The sequence below is a fragment of the Vibrio pomeroyi genome, from assembly GCF_024347595.1.
Lineage (GTDB): Bacteria > Pseudomonadota > Gammaproteobacteria > Enterobacterales > Vibrionaceae > Vibrio > Vibrio pomeroyi.
Genome location: NZ_AP025506.1, coordinates 2,276,207 through 2,295,401, shown reverse-complemented (window position 1 = coordinate 2,295,401; position 19,195 = coordinate 2,276,207). Strand labels below are relative to the sequence as shown.

Sequence of the window (19,195 nt, the reverse complement as noted above, 5' to 3'; positions counted from 1 at the left end):
ATTACTACGAATAATAATTTAAAGCTCAACAAGGATGCTTCATGACCATTAAATCTTTAGTGACAAAAGCCGTAACTTCGTCACTCATTTTTGCCTCTGCTTCTTCTTTCGCAGCAGTAACTCAAGATCAAGTTGTAGAACATTACGCAGATATTGCTCATGCAGTGTTTGCCGATTCAGTAATCACAGCAAAAGCGTTGAACTCTTCTATTGATACCTTCTTAGCTTCTCCTTCTGCTGGCAACTTCGAACAAGTAAAACAAGCTTGGCTTGAGTCTCGTGTTCCTTACCAACAATCTGAAGTGTTCCGCTTTGGTAACGTTGTTGTTGATGATTGGGAAGGCCAACTAAACGCATGGCCACTAGATGAAGGCCTTATCGACTACGTTTCTTCTGATTACCAATATGAGCTTGGTAACGAAGGCGCTAGCGCAAACATCGTTGCGAACAAGACTTTCCAAATTGGTCAGACTACTGTTGATGCAACCAACATCACCCCTGAGCTAATCGCAGACCTTAACGAGATCGGCGGTTCTGAAGCGAATGTAGCATCTGGCTACCACGCGATTGAATTCCTACTTTGGGGTCAAGATTTAAACGGTACTAACAGCGGTGCAGGTGAGCGTGCTTACACTGACTTCGTTGTTGGCGCTGAGTGTACTAATGGTAACTGTGACCGTCGTGGCGCATACCTAAAAGCATCAGCTGAGCTACTTATCCAAGACCTAGAGTGGATGGAAAAGCAGTGGGCTGAAGGCGAGAAAGGCAACTACCGTCAAGAGCTTCTTTCTGAATCTAGCGAGAATGGCCTACGTAAAATGCTATTCGGCATGGGGTCACTGTCTCTAGGTGAGCTAGCGGGCGAGCGTATGAAAGTGGCACTAGAAGCTAACTCGACTGAAGACGAGCACGATTGTTTCTCTGATAACACGCACAACTCTCACTACTACAACGAGCAAGGCATTTACAACGTTTACACGGGTCTATACAAGCGTGAAGACGGTACTTTACTTTCAGGTCCAAGCCTGTTTGACCTAGTAGAGCAAAAAGATGAGCAAGCTGCGAAAGAGATCCAAAAGCAGTTTGACCTAGCACGTGCACAAGTAGGCGAGCTAGTAACGTCTGCAGAGAAAAACAACCAGCACTTCGATCAGCTAATCGCTGCTGACAACGCTGCAGGTAACGCGCTAGTAAACAAAACAATTGTTGCGCTAGTGTCTCAAACTGCTGCAATTGAGCGTGCTGCTGGTGTGATTGGTATTGATAGCCTAAACCCAGACACGGCTGATCACGAGTTCTAAGAACCCGAGACCAAAACCAATGTAAGGGCTCTCATTGAGCCCTTAATTGTTTGCTACTCAAGAAAGTCACTCCCAAATAAAAACTAAAATCAAAAACACAGCAAGGCAATGTATGAAGTCGTATCTCTCAGCCTCACTATTAACCGCACTGTTTTTCGTATCTCCATTACACGCCCATGAAACCTACTCTGGTGGCAAAACGACCGTGAAGAAAGAGGGAGCGAACGCTTTTTCTCTTCCCGCAGCCAATCTACCTATGAGCAAACGCTTGGATTTCAGCGTAGGTAACAGCTTCTTTAGAAACCCTTGGGTTCCCGCACCGTCATCAACGGATGCTCGTGATGGATTAGGACCGCTATTTAATACTAACGGTTGTCAAAACTGCCACATCAAAGATGGTCGTGGTCATGCGCCAGAAAAAGGCGATGAGAACGCAGTATCCATGTTGGTTCGTTTAAGCATTCCGGCTGAAACGCCAGAGCAGAGACAAGCCTTTATTCGCGATGGTGGTATTCCTGAACCGACTTACGGTGGTCAGCTACAAGATTTCGCACTTCAAGGTGTTAAACCTGAGGGTAAAGTGAACATCAGCTACACCGATGTTCCTGTTGAATTCAAAGACGGCACTGTCGTTACTCTGCGTAAACCCATTTTAAAAATTACTGAATTTGCGTTCGGTGAGATGCATCCTAAAACTGAATTCTCAGCACGTGTTGCGCCGCCAATGATCGGCCTTGGCTTGCTTGAGAGCATTCCAAAAGAAACGATTTTAGGATTTGCTGAGCAACAATTGGCAGACAAACAGGGCGTGTCGGGTAAAGCCAACTATGTTCTTGATGTTCAAACCAATGAAATGGCGCTCGGTCGTTTCGGTTGGAAAGCCGGACAACCAAATCTAATGCAGCAAAACGCAGCGGCATTTAATGGTGACTTAGGCCTAACAAGCAGCTTGTTCCCGAATGAAAACTGCACATCAGCGCAATCGACTTGTGATGATTTCCCAAATGGTGGTGAGCCAGAAGTCAGCGACAACATCCTAGATTTTGTTGAGTTCTATTCGCAGCACTTAGCGGTACCTATTCGTCGTGATGTTGATAACCCTGCTGTTGTGCAAGGTAAAAAACTGTTCAAAGACGTTGGCTGTCAAAGCTGTCACCAAGCTGAGTTCCGTACGGCAGAGCGTGAAGGTCTACCTGCATTATCTAATCAGTTAATTAGCCCATATACCGACATGCTGCTACACGACATGGGTGAAGGCTTAGCGGACAATCGCCCTGAGTATCTTGCCAATGGTCAAGAGTGGCGCACCACGCCATTGTGGGGATTAGGCTATACCAAAGAAGTGAATGGTCACACCTTCTTGCTTCATGATGGTCGCGCAAGAAATGTTATGGAAGCGGTGCTTTGGCACGGTGGTGAAGCTGAAATGGCGAAACAAAAAGTTCTGTCTTTGAATGCGACTGAGCGCGAAGCACTGTTGGCATTTTTGAACTCGCTATAGGTAGTTTGAAGCTAAGCGCCTCTAAGACTGAGTTAGCTCGAATAAAAAGTTAACTTAAAGCACACAACCGCTGAACTTGTAGCAATACGAGCTCAGCGGTCGTTTCATATTTATTGAACTCATATAATTAAAAGAAAAACTAGGAAGTAAGGTAACAGCATGACACATAAATTTTTGTTAATGCCTTTGTCGGTATTAATCATGGCAGGCTGCCAATCATCAGGTGAGCAAACGGCTTCATCTGAGGTTAATGGTGTTTCTTATCAAGCAGACACGACTGCTCACATCAGCCGTAGCGTGTATCAACAAGAGTTTGATTCAGCCGTACTATTCGCTAAGCAAGCCAGTGAGCTAGAAGTCTTGATGCAGGGTTACTGTGAAACCAACAATGTTGAGCTGGATGCGTTGAAAAATCAGTGGCAGCTTACGATGAACAGTTGGATGGCACTGCAAGGTCAAGAAAGAGGCCCAACAGCGGCGCTGGAAGAGAGCTGGAATGTTCAGTTTTGGCCAGACAAAAAGAACACCACAGGCCTAAAGATGCGTCAGCTGACTCAGCAAGATAAAGCTTGGTCACAAGACGAAATCGCACAGCAGAGTGTTACTGTTCAAGGGCTTGGCGCATTGGAGTGGTCTCTGTACGACGAGCAATCTCCACTGCTTCAAGACAAAGCTTCAGGTTGTTTATCTTCACAAGCTATCGCCCAAAACTTGGCGATGAAATCAGCCTCTATTGCTGAAGCTTGGCAGATAAACCCGTGGTTAGCTCTGGACGAGATGCGTTGGGAATCTGAATACATTGCTTTATTGACTAACCAGCTTGACTACAGCATGAAAAAGCTGAGTCGTCCGATGGCGAAAATTGGTCATCCGCGTCCTTATTTCTCAGAATCATGGCGTGCACAAACCTCGATGACTCAACTAAAAGCAAACGTAGCAGCACTTCAGAACTTGTACCTTGCTGATGGCAATGGCCTAGACGGATTATTGAGAGAGAAGGGCTTAAATGACCTTGCTGATCGTGTTGCAGACCAGTTCATATTGACGCTAGAGACTTGGCCGACTGATTCAAGCTTGTTCGAGTTACTGCAGAGTAAAGAGGGCTACCGCGAGGTGCTGACTCAATACAATAAACTTGAACGTTTGAAGTACCTGATTCATGAAGAAGTGGCGATCGAGCTTGGCGTGGTAATAGGATTTAATGCTACCGATGGTGACTGATACTACGCGAAGAACGCTACTCAAGGCTGCACTGGGTTGTGCAGCTGTTCCTGTGCTTCCATTTGGCTGTGCGAGCCGAAAGGATGGCGTGAGTACATCTAATGATCCTCAGCTGATTGGCTGTGCGCTAAATGGCCGTGGTCAATATTCAGCGGTTGTGGCTGATGAATATGGCATGCCATTGAGCCAGTTGCCGATTCCTGATCGTGGTCATGGCGTCGCTATTTGTCCAACCTCATCGCATGCCGTGGTGTTTGCTCGTCGTCCTGGTGACTATTTTATGGTGTTCGACTATAAAAAGGGCGAGCAGATTAAAATGGTGGTGAAAGGGAACAACCGCCACTTCTATGGTCATGGTGTTTACTCCTTAGATGGCAAGTTACTGTATGCCACTGAAGGTAAAACGGACAGCAGCCAAGGTGTGATTGGTGTTTACGATGTCGCTCAAGGCTATCGTAAGGTTGAAGAGTTCACCGGTTTTGGAATTGGCCCTCATGAAGTGATCATCATGCCCGATGGTAATCTCGCGATCGGCGTTGGTGGCGTTCATACTGACGGAAGAACACCGAAAAACTTGGATTCAATGCAACCGAGTTTAAGTTATATATCTCCTGAAGGTGTACTACTTGATCAGGTTGAGTTGTTGGACAAGAAGCTAAGCATTCGACACTTAGCCCACGATGGCGCTGAAACCGTGCTTTGTGGTCAGCAATATCGCGGTGAACCGGACGAGTATCCTTCGCTGTTGGCGATGCACACTAAAGGCGGACAGTTTGAATCACTGAACGCAGAGCCTGAACAGTGGGCAAGGTTCAATCACTATATCGCAAGTATTGCAGCGTCAGATGATTGGATTATTGCTACCTCACCACGAGGCAATTGCTACGGTATTTGGTCTAAAGAGACGAAAGAGTTAGTGGAACTGTCTGCGCTATCCGATGCTTCTGGTGCTGTGCTGCTTGATGGTGAGTTTAGACTCAGTTCTGGAGCGGGTAGTGTGGTGAGTCAACGCAAGCCTTATGAGAAATCAAGCCAGCAATCATCCGTCCAGTGGGATAATCACTGGAGTGCAATCTGATTCATAAAATCCCTTAAAAAATAACATGCTTACTCCCATTTCTTTGCCATACTTATGGGATTACTGGTGACGGAGTTAAGCATGTTAGCGAAATACTTCTGTGGATTATTGGTGTTAGTTTCTGTGCATGCATGGAGCTATACGAGTTCTGGCGAGAGCCGTTTCATTCCGGCTGATTCAGAACTCTCTTTTATGCTGATTTATCCAGAGCTCACCCAGAGTATTTATCAAGACTCTTCTCTTCCTATCCTTTGGGATTCACCGGAACTTGTTAAAGCGTTTGAATTCCAACTGTCGCTGTTAGAACAAGCGCAAATGGCACCGCTGTTTGATCGACAATTAAAACAAATCCGTCAGTACCAATCTCGTGGTCAATGGCAAGAGCTAGACATCTTACTCACCGACACCTTTATCTATTACTTAAGCTACGTTGAAAATGCGCCACTTGCCGGTAAAGAGTGGTACTTCTCGGGTAAGCTACATTCTAAACTACCTGCGCCTTCGCCCCATATTTTGATGAGACTGAAAAGCAGTGTCGCCAATGATTACTTATTGGAGATGGTGTTGTCTTACGCGCCACCGGTAGGGGATTTCGACCAATTCAAAGCAACCTATTCTGTGTTAGAAACGGCGTCTGAACTCAAGATTGAGCGGTACAGACAGAAAGGCTTGAAACGCTTGGGCGACCAACTTTCAGATAAAGCCATTCTTGTTGAACGTATTGCCTTGGTTGGCGTTGATACTTCGATGATTGCGGTCGATTTCCCTAAGTTCGATCGAGATCTGCAAACGGCGATTAGGTCCTTCCAGCGTATGCACGGTCTTACAGACGATGGGATCGTCGGCCCTGACACGATCAAGTGGATCAACATGGGCTTTGATGATCGGTTAACCTCACTAGCTCTGAATGCTGAACGTGTTCGTTTGTGGCCAAGAGACAGAGACTCTCTCATTGTTGTTAACGTGCCGAGTTTCGACATGAAGTATTGGGAAGGTGGCGAAGAGGTTTTTGAGTCCAAAGTTGTGGTCGGTAGAAAATCGAGAAAAACGCCGCTTCTAGAGATAAACCTAGATTCAGTCATCTTAAATCCGACTTGGAACGTGCCGTGGAAAATCATGGTGAAAGACATCTTGCCTAAGGTCAAAGCCGACGAAAGCTACCTTGAAACGAATAACTTCCAAGTGATTGATGGTTGGCGTTCAATGGAAACGGTCGACACCACAGAGATCGATTGGCAGACCATCAACTTCAATTCGTTCCCATATCGAATGCGTCAACAGGCCGGCTCACGCAACGCATTAGGTTTGTATAAGTTCAATACACCCAATAAGCGAGCGATCTATCTACACGATACACCAAGTAAAGGTCTGTTTAATGACGACTTCCGTGCCTATAGCTCAGGTTGCATACGTGTTGAACACGCAGAAGAACTGGCAGAGCTGTTGTTTGCGACCAAGGTAAGGAAGGTCCCGAATCAGAATGACGACCTTGCTCCTAATACTAAGGTTCGCCTCAAGAAGCGAATTCCCGTGCATATCATCTATCAAACCGTGCTGTTTGAAGAGGGCGGCATACAGTACCGCGGTGACATCTACCAATATGATAAAGAGGGTGGCTGATTAAAATACGACCAATAAAGGTGATCTTGACCAAAAAATGACAACGAAGCTTCTATTGATAAAATTATAATGAGTATCAATAACTAACCGTGCAAAGGTTGCAAATACTAACGTTTTGCGTGGTTTTTGTACGTTGACGCAGCAAATACCATTATGTATCGTGCATTTTTCGTTCGATCTAATTGGTTTTTTTGCTGTATGTCTCAAAGTTTATTTTCACGCCGTCAGTTTCTGACTTACGCTGGTGGTACTGCTGTTGTCGCCTCTCTTACTCCTTCTATCGCTTTTGCTTCATACCCTGATCAACCAAGAACGATTAGCATGAACAATCTTCACACTGGTGAACGATTAGAGACTTGTTATTTCGATGGCACTAACTATGTTGGTGACGAGATGGCACGCCTTAGCAAGCTATGTCGCGATTTCCGCCGCAATGAAATTCACCCTATGGATAAGAACCTGTTCGATCAGATTACTCAGATTCAGAATATCTTAGGTATTCAGAAAGAAGTTCAGGTGATCTCTGGTTACCGCTCTCCAGCGACTAATGAAGCACTTCGTTCTAAGTCGAGTGGTGTGGCTAAAAAGAGTTACCACATGCTAGGTAAAGCGATCGATTTCCGTATCGACGGTGTTGACTTAAAAGAGCTGAGAGACGTAGCTAAAAGCCTGAACGCAGGTGGCGTCGGTTATTATGCGCGTAGCAACTTTATCCATATTGATACTGGCCCAGTACGCAGCTGGTAAAGCTAAACTGAGTTGAAGGGCAATACGGTAGGCACTTGTCAAAGTAGACATCCAATGTCATAGTTTGCCCAAATTTCAGTTTGCCCTTTAAGGTTTGTATATGTCTCTTAAGTATCAAGTTGTACCTGTTACCTCTTTCGCTCAAAACTGCTCGATTGTGTGGTGTGATGAAACCATGGAAGGCATCGTTGTCGATCCGGGTGGTGACGTTCAACAACTAGCCGCTATCATCGAAGAACTGGGTGTTAAAGTGGTGAACTTGGTACTGACGCACGGTCACTTAGATCATGTAGGTGGCACTGTGCCTCTTGCTGAGATCTTGAAGGTGAATATTGTTGGCCCACATAAGGCTGATAACTTCTGGTTGCAAGGTCTAGAGAATCAAAGTCAGATGTTTGGTTTCCCACTGTGTAAAGCCTTTGAACCAAACACTTGGTTAGAAGAGGGCGACAAAGTGACTTTTGGTAACCAAGTTATCGATGTGATTCACACGCCGGGCCACACGCCAGGTCACGTTGTACTGTTCAGCGAGCAAGCTCGTTTAGCGTTTGTTGGTGATGTGTTGTTTAACGGTGCAATTGGCCGTACTGATTTCCCACAAGGTGATTTCAATACACTTATCGCTTCAATCAAGACTAAGCTTTGGCCGCTAGGCAGTGACGTAACATTCGTGCCGGGTCATGGCCCTGAATCAACATTCGGTCGTGAGCGCGCATCAAACCCGTTCGTAGCAGATGAAATGCCTCTCTACTAAACCTCTGATTTTATAAAAGAACGATTGAAATGAAGCTTAGCTTTTCTTCTGAAAGCTAAGCTTTTTTATTGGGTGCGAGTTTAATTATGAACCGGTTTAACTTTAATCAGAGAGGCGCTCGGCTGCTGCCAAGTAGCGTCGAGCCAGACCAACAAACTCTTCTCCGCTAATATTCAAATCATGGGTTGATATGAAAATGTCATAACCGTGGAAGCCTCTTTGATACTTCATTCTGTTGGCAAGCATCGCCTGTAAGCCTGAATAGTCTTTGAACACCGCGTTTTGATTATTTGCTTCATCAGATGAATCGGCATCCATTTGTGCTTGTTGAGCGTTGAAATGCACCTCGTCATTACTCTTTGATTCTTTATATTGGCTTAATTCAACACAGCCGTTTTCGGTACAACGCGTGTGGTAGTGCGATGAGTCTAAAACCATGTCTTCAAAGTTCGACTCTTTACCCGCTTGCTTTGCTCCCAAGTACAAAAGTGCACGTTGGCTGAGCAATAATTCACAGGTGATCTTAGGGCAGATTGAATCGAGGTAGGGTGAGTAGTCTTTGACCTTAACTCCTACCCATGGCAAAGGTTGGTGCCAGCCATCTTGTTCGTAAGTGCACAGGCCTATTTTTTGGATGTTGCTCCATTTCAAAACCCAACCGCCTTTATAGAAATGCTGCTGAAAATGAGTCGGAGTCAGCGTGAACATCACTCGGCTGCGCAGCATCAAATAATAGCCAGTTCCCAGAAGGGTAATACTGCAAAAAGCACCAACGATCAGTAACTTTGGGTTGTCACTGTAGAGCGCAACGATTAGGCAAATGAAGCCCAAAATAACGGCTAGGATACGGTACGAGCGAGTGAATGAAGGCAAAGAGAAATTAGTAAGATGACGAGTGTCCATAGGCAACACCAAGTTTTCATATTTTTGTCTGGATGGATAACCAGTGTATATGACCCTGAATTGATAAGTCGATGTTTAAATAATAGACGCTAGTAGACAATATCGGTATTTTTCGTCGACTTTCGACGCTTCACTCTACAAATAGCTCCTGTTTTTTGGTATAAATCGCGCTTCAAATTTTCACCACTGCGAAAAGAGCAGTGAACTGGAGAAATATTCAATGAGACTTGCTCATAAGCGTAAGGTGCAGGCTAAACTGCAGAAACGCACTAAAGCGGCTGTAGTTAAAGCAGTGGCAACGCCGAAAAAAGCGAAGCCTGTCGCAGAGAAAGTTGTAGCAGAAAAAACTGTAGCAGCAAAACCAGCGGTAGAGAAAACAGTAGCAGCAACTAAAGAAGTTGCAGTAGCACTGACTCCTAAGCAACAACAAGTTCTAGACATCGTTGTTAGCAATGCTGAAGGCATTAACCCTAAAGGTATCGGCCTAGAAGCTGGTCAAGAAGACGCGAAAGCAGCTTCATGGGCAACAGGCGCATTGAAAAAACTTCTTGAAGAAAACCTAGTAGCGAAAGAGCAGCTAGCAGGTAACAAGGTTATCTACAAAGCTATCTAATCCTGTGGGATTACATTCGCTTCGTTAAGTTTTTAAGCCTCGATTATCGAGGCTTTTTTGTATCTGCCATAAACTTCATTTACCGCTTATTCTCATCTGCCAGTTATTCCCATTCCAAGCGACCGCCTAACTTGCTATCTCTAATTCCTAGTTTTGCTTCTAATCACCAAGCCCTAAAGTAGGGCGCCTAACTAAAAAGCGCGGGTGACTTTCCCTAAAATGCAGCAATGGATAGAGCTTCATCACGAAATGGGAATCAATTGTTAATAGCGGTTCATTATAACTACTTAGGTATTTATCAATACGTATTGCCTTAGTGAATATCCAAACTCCTTTTAAATCGACACTATTCAATCATCTCCTACGTAGTTCTACTTAATCCTTTGGTCTAATACGTAACTTTGCTCACGCCATGCGTGCGTGCTCTCCCTGATATCTTGTTGCCTCATCACGGTGCACTCTTATGTTGAATCATAAAAAATGCTCATAGAAAGAGTGTTAACCCAACAAAGGACGTGAACATGAGTCTCATTTCTAACTCCCTCACACGAGTTTTTAAAAACGTTGCAGTAACCGCTGCGGCTTGTTTAGCTTTGGTCGCTACTGGTGCTACAGCCGCTGATAAGGTTTACCGTTTAAAGCTTGCAGAAACGTGGGGACCAAACTTCCCAGTTTTCGGTGATGCAACTAAGAACATGGCAGCGATGGCTGAGAAGATGTCGAATGGTCGACTTCAAATCAGAATCGATTCAGCAAACAAACATAAAGCCCCTCTTGGCGTTTTTGACATGGTTAAGTCTGGTCAATACGACATGGGTCACTCAGGCTCTTACTACTGGAAAGGTAAAGTTCCAAACACTCTTTACTTCACTTCTATGCCTTTCGGTATGACGCCAGCAGAACAATACGCGTGGTTCTATCACGGTGGTGGTATGGAGTTGATGGAGCAGGTTTACTCTCCACACAACTTGATGTCGTTCCCAGGTGGTAACACAGATATTCAGATGGGTGGGTGGTTTCAAAAAGAGATCAACAGCGTTGAAGATCTACAAGGTCTGAAAATGCGAATTCCAGGCTTTGCGGGCGAGATTCTTGCTGAGTTAGGAGCTAAACCGACGAACATTGCCCCAGGTGAACTTTACACGTCCCTAGAGCGTCGCACGATTGATGCACTAGAGTGGGTAGGTCCATCACTGGATTTACGAATGGGCTTCCACAAAATCGCGCCTTACTACTACACAGGTTGGCACGAGCCGGGTTCAGAGCTTCAATTCCTAGTGAACAAGCGTACATGGAACAAGCTGCCTGAAGACCTACAAGAAATCCTGCGTGTTGCAATGCGTACAGCAGCTTACGACATGTACACACAAGCAACGCACGAAAGTGGTAAGAACTGGGTTTCAATGAAGACTGAATACCCTGATGTACAAGTGAAAGATTTCCCGCCAGAGGTTATGTCTGCACTGAAAGAAGCGAACGATCGCCTACTTGCTGCACATGCTGAGAAAGATGAGTTAGCAAAAGAGATTCAAGCTTCACAAGCAAGCTACCTAGAGCAAGTACGTTCATGGACGGATATTTCTCACAGAGCTTACCTAAATAGCCAAGCGAAATAATCGACAGTTGTTGAACTGAATCTAAATGAGCCCGAAGCTTTTCTTATTGAGTATTTAAGAGTGAATAAGCCGAGGGTTCATTTAAAACATAATAATTAAGCAGGATAAATCCTGTAATACGCCCAAGAACCCTTTCTACATCGAACAGCTTATTAACCCGGCTGCGCGATGTCTTTTCAAATTCCATGGAGTCGGGAATGCGAAGTCTAATTTATATTGAACGCCTGTTTAATCGTATCGGTGACGCACTGGGATGGCTTTCCAGTATGTTGTTTATTTTACTTATCGCCAATGTCGTGTATGACGTTGTCATGAGATATGCCTTCAACGATGTCTCTATTGCCTTCCAAGAGATGGAATGGCACCTTTTCTCCGCCGTTTTCCTACTCGGTGTTCCTTATGCAATCAAAGCAGGTGGTCATGTTCGAGTTGACGTGTTCTACGAGCAACTGAGCTTTAAGGCGCAAGCCATCATTGACCTGCTAGGTACGCTTATCTTTTTACTTCCGTTTTGCCTGCTGGTGGCTTGGTTTGGTATCGATGTTGCCAAAGAGAGCTATGAACTGGGTGAAACTTCGGGCGATCCCGGCGGCCTGCCGTATCGCTGGATCATCAAAGCCATGATCCCGCTGTCATTCTTCTTAATGGCACTCAGTGGCGTAGGTTTGATCCTGCATTCACTGAACAAGATTTTTAATCCGCACCTTATCCATGCAAACAATATTCATACAAACAACAAGTAGAGGCTGAACATGATTGGAATAGTAATGTTTTTCGTAGCCTTGTTTGCGCTTTTACTTGGCTTCCCAGTGGCGTTTACCTTTGGTGGTATCGCGTTAATCTTTGGTGTTTGGGCTGAGGGCATTGAAATGTTTGCCTTCATGCCATATCGAATTCAATCCATTATGGAAAACACGGTTCTGATGGCCGTTCCATTGTTTGTTTTTATGGGGCTCGTTCTACAAAAGACCAAGCTTGCTGAGCAGTTGCTTGAGTCTATGGGAAGGCTGTTTGGTGGCGTTCGTGGTGGTATCGCGATTTCAACCGTATTAGTAGGTTCACTGCTTGCAGCTTCTACTGGTGTGGTTGGTGCTTCTGTTGTTGCAATGGGACTTATCTCATTGCCAGTAATGCTCAAGTACAATTACGACAAAGGCCTAGCGTGCGGCACCATTTGTGCGTCTGGTACGTTAGGGCAAATCATTCCGCCATCCATCGTATTGATCTTATTAGGTGACGTATTAGGAGTACCAGTAGGGGACTTGTTCCAAGCGGCGATTTGGCCGGGCGTGATGTTAGTCGGCGCGTACATTCTCTACATCTTGATATATGCCAAGCTACACCCTGAAGCAGCTCAACCGATTGAGCGGGACGATTCAATCAGCCGCAAGCAAGAAGTGTTGGATGCACTTAAAGCGATTCTTCCACCTCTTGCGTTAATAATTGTGGTACTGGGTTCAATTTTTGCGGGTGTGGCAACGCCAACAGAGTCTGCAGCATTAGGTGGCGCGGGCGCGATGGTATTGGCACTGCTGTATGGTCAGTTTAGTTGGTCGATGGTGTATGACGCATCGAAAGAGACGGTGAAAGTAACAGCGATGGTGTTTGCTATCTTGCTGGGTGCGACTGCGTTCTCGATGGCGTTTACTTACACGGGCGGTGATTATCTGGTTGAAGAGTGGATGTTGCAGTTGCCGGGTGAAAAATGGGGCTTCTTGATCATCACCATGTTGGTTATTTTGATTTTGGGTTTCTTCATCGACTTCGTAGAGATCTGTTTCATCATCGTCCCAATCATTGCGCCAGTGGCTGAATTGATGGGCATCAACATGACTTGGTTTGCTATCCTGATTGCGATGAACCTGCAAACCTCATTCCTGACGCCGCCATTTGGTTTTAGCCTGTTCTATCTAAAAGGCGTGGCACCAAAAGGCGTAACAACGAAAGACATCTACCGCGGTGTGATGCCATTCATTTTGATTCAAATCCTCGTACTTGGATCACTTCTCGCATTTCCAGCCTTCTATGGAATGTGAGTGACGCCAAGAATGTGAATGATATGTTTCAACGGCTATCTATAAATTGCTAAAATAAAACGGCTTATTGATGTTCAATAGGCCGTTTTTAGTGAGGAAAAGGAATGCCTCTAAAAGCCAAGCTGATTTTGCTGACGCTACTCCCGTTGCTACTGGTAACGGCGAGCATTAGTTGGATCTCGTTACACCAAACTAAAACGTTGGGTGCGAAAGAGGTCGAGATCTTCAGAGACAGCTTAATCAAGTCGCGTGAAAACGCCCTTAAGGACACAGTAGACCTCGCATTCGATGCCATTGAGCACATCTATAACGACCCTGACATTCAAGAAGCCCAAGCCAAAACGGAAGTTCGAGCCATATTGTCTAAACTTAGATATGGATCTGACGGGTATTTTTTCGCCTACGATCGCCATGGAACCAATTTAGTTCATCCGATACAGCCTGAATTGATTGGTCAAAACCTACTCGAACTACAAGACGAAGATGGCGACTTTCTGATAGAAGCGCTGTTAAGAGAGGCGCAAACCGGTGGAGGTTTTCACCAGTATTTATGGCAAAAGCCGTCGACTGGTGAGGTTGTTTCTAAGTTGAGTTATGCCGCTTGGCTAGAGCGCTGGGACTGGATGATTGGTACTGGTTTGTATATCGAAGATGTGCATCAAGAAGTGGCTTCGATGCAGGCTGAGATAAACAAGAATATTGAAACCACGTTCTTTTCTATTGTGGTGATTTTGAGTGTGACAGTCGCTGTTATTATCGTGCTTACCTTAGCCATCAACATGCATGAACATCGCATTGCTGATAACAACCTCAAAGAGCTGGCACATAAGACGGTGATGTTCCAAGAAGACGAGAAGAAACACCTAGCGCGAGAGCTGCACGACGGTATTAATCAATTATTAGTGTCGAGTCGTTGCCACTTGGAGCTACTTGGTAATAAGTTACAGAGTGAGGACTTAAAAGCGCATCTGAATAAATCACAGCATTCACTGATGCGAGCCATTGAAGAGGTGCGGCATATCTCACACCAACTTCGCCCAAGTTCACTGGATGACATTGGTTTAGAGGCGGCGCTGTCTTCATTGCTGTTAGATTTTCAGGCGCACTCGGGCATAGAAGTAGAAACCATGTTTGCTACACAACCTGGCAAGTTAAAATCAGAAGCGGCGACGACCCTTTATCGAGTGGTGCAAGAGTCACTGAACAACATAGAAAAACACGCACAAGCGACCAAGGTAACGGTTATCGCACAGCAAATCGGTAACGTGCTTCAGTTACTGATTCAAGATAACGGTGTCGGTTTCAATACCTATAAAGCGATGGAAAAACGAGGGATCGGTCTACGCAATATGAGAGAGCGAGTGGAGTTCATCGGTGGTGATTTTGAACTGATGAGTGAAATTGGCTTCGGAACGGAAATTACAGTGTTACTGACACTAGAAGGATTAGTGAATGAGTGAAGTTATTCGAGTTGTGATCGCTGATGATCACCAAGTGGTAATGGATGGCTTTATGGCGAGATTGGAACTTGAGCCAGATATTAGCGTGATTGGCACGGCCAGTAATGGGCTAGAAGCCGTCGAGATAGTGAAAACGCTGCGCCCTGATGTGGTGTTGATGGATATCAGTATGCCTATCATGAATGGCATTGACGCAACCCACCTGATCAAAGAAGAAGACCCAGAAGCGAAAGTGCTGATGCTGACCATGCATAACAACCGTGAATACATCATGAAGGTGATGCAGTCGGGTGCGGTCGGCTATATGTTGAAAGAGATTTCGGCTGAAAAAATGGTGCAGGCAATCAAAACGGTCAATCAAGGCTCGACCTATTTCTGTGAAAAAGTGACGCAGAATTTGTTTACTCAGCCAATTACTCCGACGCAATCTGTGAAGAATCCATTGAGCAGACGTGAAGAAGCGGTGTTGAAATTAGTCGCGAAAGGGGAGAGTAGCAAAGAGGTCGCGAAGGCACTGAATATCAGCTATCGAACGGTAGAAACCCATCGACAAAATATTAAGCATAAGCTCGACATTCACTCTACAGCTGAGCTTGCTAAGTACGCGGTCAGCTCCGGGCTTGTGGACTGATCTTACGCTAAATTACATTAAATGTGTAATTTAATTACTAAATGTGTAATTTAGGCCTCCTTTATGGAGGTTTTTTTAGTATTTTTGCGACAGGTTGATATTCTTCTTTTCGAAATTTAAGCGCCGAATGCAATGTTGCAAACTGTGCGCTGCAAATTAGAGAGGAAGCATGGAGCCTGTAAAAGATAGGTATAGTATTGAAAATACCGATTATACAGTAGGACAAGATAACGTTCAGAAATGGGGTTTTGATGTTCATAACCCAGTATTTGGAATCAGTGCAGGGGCGATCATTATCTTCCTGATTGCACTTTTAGTCGCAGATCCGGAAACTGCAAAAGCGGCTCTTGATGGAATCAAATGGAAAGTCATCGGCAACTTCGATGGTTTCTTCATGTGGGCAGCCAACATCTTTGTTATTTTCTGTTTTGCCCTCATTGTCTCCCCGTATGGCAAGATACGTATTGGTGGCAATGATGCCAAAGCAGAGCACTCCAACCTATCTTGGATGTCGATGTTATTCGCCGCGGGAATGGGTATTGGTTTGATGTTCTGGGGTGTTGCTGAGCCAGTCGCTTACTTCACTGGCTGGTATGAAACGCCATTAGGTGTCGAAGCTTACTCGCCAGAAGCGGCTAAGTTGGCACTGGGTGCAACCATCTACAACTGGGGCTTACACGGCTGGTCTATCTACGCTGTTGTTGCTCTGGCTCTTGCCTTTTTCACTTTCAATAAAGGTCTGCCTCTTTCAATCCGCTCGATTTTCTATCCTATTTTGGGTGACAGAACTTGGGGTTGGTTCGGCCATATCGTTGATATCGTGGCGGTACTGGCAACCTTGTTCGGCCTTGCAACATCGTTAGGTTTAGGCGCTCAACAAGCAACCAGTGGTATTAACCATGTGTTCGGTACTGATGGTGGTATTGGCATGCAGTTGATTGTTATCGCAGTGGTGACTTTCTTAGCAACAATGTCAGTAGTTCGTGGCATCAACGGTGGTGTAAAGGTTCTAAGTAACGTCAACATGTTGGTGGCTTTGGGTCTGCTGATCTTCGTAACGATTGCGGGTGGAATGGCGGGCATTAAAGCCATCCCAACAGCACTCATGGGTTACATTGAGAACTTTATTCCTCTAAGTAATCCACACGGTCGTGACGATGAAACTTGGATGCAAGGTTGGACGGTATTCTACTGGGCATGGTGGATGTCTTGGTCTCCGTTCGTAGGTATGTTCATCGCGCGTATCTCTAAAGGACGTACGATTCGTGAGTTTATCGTGGCTGTACTGTTCATCCCAACCACTGTAATCATCATTTGGATGGCTATTTTCGGTGGTATCGCGATTGATCAAGTGGCGAACAAGGTGGGTGAGATTGGCATGAATGGTCTGCAAGATATTACCCTTTCTCTGTTCCATACTTACGATGCGCTGCCGATGAGCTCAGTACTTTCTGTAGTATCGATTGGTTTGATCATGGTGTTCTTCATCACCTCATCAGATTCTGGCTCGCTTGTTATCGATAGCATCACCTCGGGTGGTAAAGTCGATGCGCCAGTACCACAACGTGTATTTTGGGCGTTGATGGGCGGTGCTATTGCTGCGGTTCTATTGTGGGTTGGTGGTACGGAATCTATCCAAGCACTGCAAGCCGGAACCGTCTCTATGGCGCTACCATTTGCATTCATATTATTGCTTATGTGCCTAAGCTTATTGCTTGGTTTACGAACCGAAAATCAATTGGTTAATCAGCAAAGTGCTTTGAGCTAAAAGTATTCTTGAAACAATGGCCGACTCGTTCGGCCTTTTTTTCGCCAGTAATTTGAGTAATTACGTGAATATTGGATGAAAACCCATCGAACCGATTCAGGTTTACTGAAAACAATAAGTTAACCTGCTAAACTTCAGACATCCAAGTATTTGAATTATTGTGACAGCACGCTTGTTCTGCTTGGATCGTAGGTTCAAGTTTGTGATTAGGTCACAGGTAAGTAAGGGATACTCGGTCATCAGACCCTATTAGTATTCCGTAGAGAGGGATAATGACTAAAGGTATAGATAAATACAGTATCGACAGTACCGATTACACTGTTGGTCAGGACAATGTTCAAAAATGGGGTTTTGATGTTCATAACCCAGTATTTGGCATAAGTGCAGGTTTAATTACTCTGTTTTTGATTGGTGTTCTGGTTACTGATACTGCATCCGCAAAGGCGGCACTGGATGGCGTTAAAGGGCAAATCATCAATTCATTTGATTGGCTGTTCATCTGGTCAGGCAACATTTTCGTACTCTTCTGCTTAGGCTTGATTGTTTCTCCGTTTGGTAAAATCCGCCTTGGTGGTGTTGATGCAACGGCAGATTACTCTTTCATGTCTTGGCTATCAATGCTGTTTGCAGCAGGTATGGGTATCGGCCTAATGTTCTGGAGTGTGGCAGAGCCAGCGGCTTACTACACGGGTTGGTTTGAAACGCCACTTGGCGTAGAGCCAAATACACCAGAAGCAGCAAAACTGGCACTCGGTGCAACCATGTACCACTGGGGTCTTCACCCTTGGGCTATTTATGGTGTTGTAGCGCTTTCACTGGCTTTCTTCTCTTACAACAAGGGATTACCGCTTTCGATTCGTTCTATCTTCTACCCAATTTTAGGTGATAGAGCGTGGGGCTGGGCAGGTCACATTGTTGATATCCTTGCCGTTCTTGCAACCCTGTTTGGTTTGGCGACATCGCTAGGCTTAGGTGCGCAGCAAGCCGCGAGTGGTATTCAACACGTATTCGGTCTTGAAGCTGGTTTAGGGCTACAAGTTATCGTTATTACTGTAGTGACATTGCTGGCGGTCGTTTCGGTACTTCGTGGTATTGATGGCGGCGTTAAGGTTATTAGTAACATCAACATGTTGGTGGCTTTCCTACTGCTTATCTTAGTGGCACTGATCGGCTACGCAGTAACGCTAGGTTCAATCCCAACAACATTGATGGCATACATCGAGAACATCATTCCACTGAGTAACCCTCATGGTCGTGAAGACCAAGCTTGGTTGCACGGTTGGACGGTATTCTACTGGGCTTGGTGGATTTCATGGTCACCATTCGTAGGTATGTTCATCGCTCGTGTATCCAAAGGTCGTACGGTTCGTGAATTCATCACAGCGGTTCTGATCGTTCCAACTACTGTAACTATCATTTGGATGTCAGTATTTGGCGGCATGGCGATTGATCAAATCGTGAATAACGTTGGTATCCTTGGTCAAGAAGGTTTGACTGATGTGTCACTAGCGATGTTCCAAATGTTTGATGCTCTACCGTTTGGTACGCTGCTATCAATCATTGCGGTTGTATTGGTTCTAGTATTCTTCATTACATCGTCTGACTCAGGCTCTCTTGTTATCGACAGCATTACTGCTGGTGGTAAAGTTGATACGCCAGTGCCTCAACGTGTGTTCTGGGCGTTCCTTGAAGGTGCGATCGCTGTGGCTCTATTGTGGGTTGGCGGAACAGAAGCAGTGCAAGCTCTGCAAGCGGGTGCTATTTCAACAGCATTGCCGTTCACCATCATTCTATTGTTGATGTGTGTAAGCTTGCTAATGGGTATGCGTACAGAGAAACGCTAGCTCATAAAGCTCGATTCGACCGTGTTGAATATGCGGTCGAACGACAGATAATAAGAAGGCAGGTGAGGAGACTCACCTGCCTTTTTTACATCTATTTTTCTA

16 protein-coding genes are annotated in these 19,195 nt (G+C 45.3%); 15 read left to right on the top strand and 1 reads right to left on the bottom strand.

Annotation, left to right across the window (positions count from 1 at the left end; genetic code table 11):
• Positions 1 to 41: 41 nt before the first annotated feature.
• The 7 genes from OCV12_RS10015 to OCV12_RS09985 all read left to right on the top strand — a co-directional run bounded on the left by OCV12_RS10015 (position 42) and on the right by OCV12_RS09985 (position 8,222).
• Positions 42 to 1,301, top strand: coding sequence for an imelysin family protein (locus OCV12_RS10015; protein ID WP_176680959.1), 1,260 nt, complete (start codon positions 42 to 44; stop codon positions 1,299 to 1,301).
• Between the two features lie 112 nt (positions 1,302 to 1,413).
• Positions 1,414 to 2,802, top strand: coding sequence for a di-heme oxidoreductase family protein (locus tag OCV12_RS10010; protein ID WP_261884567.1), 1,389 nt, complete (start codon positions 1,414 to 1,416; stop codon positions 2,800 to 2,802).
• 159 nt (positions 2,803 to 2,961) lie between these two features.
• The gene (locus OCV12_RS10005; RefSeq protein WP_261884566.1) at positions 2,962 to 4,023 is read left to right on the top strand and encodes an imelysin family protein; all 1,062 of its coding nucleotides are present in this window, start codon (positions 2,962 to 2,964) and stop codon (positions 4,021 to 4,023) included.
• Positions 4,013 to 5,101 (top strand): DUF1513 domain-containing protein, encoded by a 1,089-nt coding sequence (locus OCV12_RS10000; protein ID WP_261884565.1) that lies wholly within the window; start codon positions 4,013 to 4,015, stop codon positions 5,099 to 5,101. The genes OCV12_RS10005 and OCV12_RS10000 overlap by 11 nt, the downstream gene beginning before the upstream one ends.
• 81 nt (positions 5,102 to 5,182) lie before the next feature.
• The gene (locus tag OCV12_RS09995) at positions 5,183 to 6,721 is read left to right on the top strand and encodes a L,D-transpeptidase family protein (RefSeq protein ID WP_261884564.1); all 1,539 of its coding nucleotides are present in this window, start codon (positions 5,183 to 5,185) and stop codon (positions 6,719 to 6,721) included.
• Between the two features lie 198 nt (positions 6,722 to 6,919).
• Positions 6,920 to 7,468 (top strand): YcbK family protein, encoded by a 549-nt coding sequence (locus OCV12_RS09990; RefSeq protein ID WP_048607178.1) that lies wholly within the window; start codon positions 6,920 to 6,922, stop codon positions 7,466 to 7,468.
• Between the two features lie 100 nt (positions 7,469 to 7,568).
• Positions 7,569 to 8,222 carry an MBL fold metallo-hydrolase gene (locus OCV12_RS09985; RefSeq protein WP_132935726.1) on the top strand — a complete coding sequence of 218 codons (654 nt, stop codon included), beginning with the start codon at positions 7,569 to 7,571 and terminating at the stop codon, positions 8,220 to 8,222.
• 102 nt (positions 8,223 to 8,324) lie between these two features.
• Here the strand turns inward: OCV12_RS09985 and OCV12_RS09980 are convergent, their stop codons facing one another.
• Positions 8,325 to 9,125, bottom strand: coding sequence for a DUF2982 domain-containing protein (locus tag OCV12_RS09980; RefSeq protein ID WP_261884563.1), 801 nt, complete (start codon positions 9,123 to 9,125; stop codon positions 8,325 to 8,327).
• A 220-nt stretch (positions 9,126 to 9,345) separates the two neighbouring features.
• Between OCV12_RS09980 and OCV12_RS09975 the strand changes: the two genes are divergently transcribed.
• From OCV12_RS09975 to OCV12_RS09940, 8 genes are all read left to right on the top strand, one after another.
• Positions 9,346 to 9,738 (top strand): hypothetical protein, encoded by a 393-nt coding sequence (locus tag OCV12_RS09975; protein ID WP_048664741.1) that lies wholly within the window; start codon positions 9,346 to 9,348, stop codon positions 9,736 to 9,738.
• A 521-nt stretch (positions 9,739 to 10,259) separates the two neighbouring features.
• The gene (locus OCV12_RS09970; protein WP_017060957.1) at positions 10,260 to 11,354 is read left to right on the top strand and encodes a TRAP transporter substrate-binding protein; all 1,095 of its coding nucleotides are present in this window, start codon (positions 10,260 to 10,262) and stop codon (positions 11,352 to 11,354) included.
• Positions 11,355 to 11,551: 197 nt separating this feature from the next.
• Positions 11,552 to 12,097 (top strand): TRAP transporter small permease subunit, encoded by a 546-nt coding sequence (locus tag OCV12_RS09965; RefSeq protein WP_261884562.1) that lies wholly within the window; start codon positions 11,552 to 11,554, stop codon positions 12,095 to 12,097.
• Between the two features lie 9 nt (positions 12,098 to 12,106).
• Complete coding sequence (locus OCV12_RS09960; protein WP_048664743.1) at positions 12,107 to 13,390, top strand: TRAP transporter large permease; 1,284 nt, start codon at positions 12,107 to 12,109, stop codon at positions 13,388 to 13,390.
• A gap of 104 nt (positions 13,391 to 13,494) precedes the next feature.
• Entirely contained in the window at positions 13,495 to 14,850 is a 1,356-nt protein-coding gene (locus OCV12_RS09955; RefSeq protein ID WP_048659562.1) for a cache domain-containing protein, read from the top strand.
• Positions 14,843 to 15,481, top strand: a complete 639-nt coding sequence (locus tag OCV12_RS09950) for a response regulator transcription factor (protein ID WP_176680967.1) — start codon at positions 14,843 to 14,845, stop codon at positions 15,479 to 15,481. The genes OCV12_RS09955 and OCV12_RS09950 overlap by 8 nt, the downstream gene beginning before the upstream one ends.
• A gap of 169 nt (positions 15,482 to 15,650) precedes the next feature.
• Positions 15,651 to 17,249, top strand: coding sequence for a BCCT family transporter (locus tag OCV12_RS09945; RefSeq protein ID WP_239846914.1), 1,599 nt, complete (start codon positions 15,651 to 15,653; stop codon positions 17,247 to 17,249).
• Positions 17,250 to 17,521: 272 nt separating this feature from the next.
• Positions 17,522 to 19,093 carry a BCCT family transporter gene (locus OCV12_RS09940; RefSeq protein WP_176680969.1) on the top strand — a complete coding sequence of 524 codons (1,572 nt, stop codon included), beginning with the start codon at positions 17,522 to 17,524 and terminating at the stop codon, positions 19,091 to 19,093.
• Positions 19,094 to 19,195 lie beyond the last annotated feature (102 nt).

Bases quoted from the DNA above. Each gene is read 5' to 3' on its own strand.
- OCV12_RS09990 (WP_048607178.1), top strand. From the start codon at position 6,920: ATGTCTCAAAGTTTATTTTCACGCCGTCAGTTTCTGACTTACGCTGGT.
- OCV12_RS09980 (WP_261884563.1), bottom strand. From the start codon at position 9,125: ATGGACACTCGTCATCTTACTAATTTCTCTTTGCCTTCATTCACTCGC.
- OCV12_RS09940 (WP_176680969.1), top strand. From the start codon at position 17,522: ATGACTAAAGGTATAGATAAATACAGTATCGACAGTACCGATTACACT.
- OCV12_RS10010 (WP_261884567.1), top strand. From the start codon at position 1,414: ATGAAGTCGTATCTCTCAGCCTCACTATTAACCGCACTGTTTTTCGTA.
- OCV12_RS09975 (WP_048664741.1), top strand. From the start codon at position 9,346: ATGAGACTTGCTCATAAGCGTAAGGTGCAGGCTAAACTGCAGAAACGC.
- OCV12_RS09985 (WP_132935726.1), top strand. From the start codon at position 7,569: ATGTCTCTTAAGTATCAAGTTGTACCTGTTACCTCTTTCGCTCAAAAC.
- OCV12_RS09965 (WP_261884562.1), top strand. From the start codon at position 11,552: ATGCGAAGTCTAATTTATATTGAACGCCTGTTTAATCGTATCGGTGAC.
- OCV12_RS10005 (WP_261884566.1), top strand. From the start codon at position 2,962: ATGACACATAAATTTTTGTTAATGCCTTTGTCGGTATTAATCATGGCA.
- OCV12_RS09995 (WP_261884564.1), top strand. From the start codon at position 5,183: ATGTTAGCGAAATACTTCTGTGGATTATTGGTGTTAGTTTCTGTGCAT.
- OCV12_RS09955 (WP_048659562.1), top strand. From the start codon at position 13,495: ATGCCTCTAAAAGCCAAGCTGATTTTGCTGACGCTACTCCCGTTGCTA.
- OCV12_RS10000 (WP_261884565.1), top strand. From the start codon at position 4,013: ATGGTGACTGATACTACGCGAAGAACGCTACTCAAGGCTGCACTGGGT.
- OCV12_RS10015 (WP_176680959.1), top strand. From the start codon at position 42: ATGACCATTAAATCTTTAGTGACAAAAGCCGTAACTTCGTCACTCATT.
- OCV12_RS09970 (WP_017060957.1), top strand. From the start codon at position 10,260: ATGAGTCTCATTTCTAACTCCCTCACACGAGTTTTTAAAAACGTTGCA.
- OCV12_RS09960 (WP_048664743.1), top strand. From the start codon at position 12,107: ATGATTGGAATAGTAATGTTTTTCGTAGCCTTGTTTGCGCTTTTACTT.
- OCV12_RS09950 (WP_176680967.1), top strand. From the start codon at position 14,843: ATGAGTGAAGTTATTCGAGTTGTGATCGCTGATGATCACCAAGTGGTA.
- OCV12_RS09945 (WP_239846914.1), top strand. From the start codon at position 15,651: ATGGAGCCTGTAAAAGATAGGTATAGTATTGAAAATACCGATTATACA.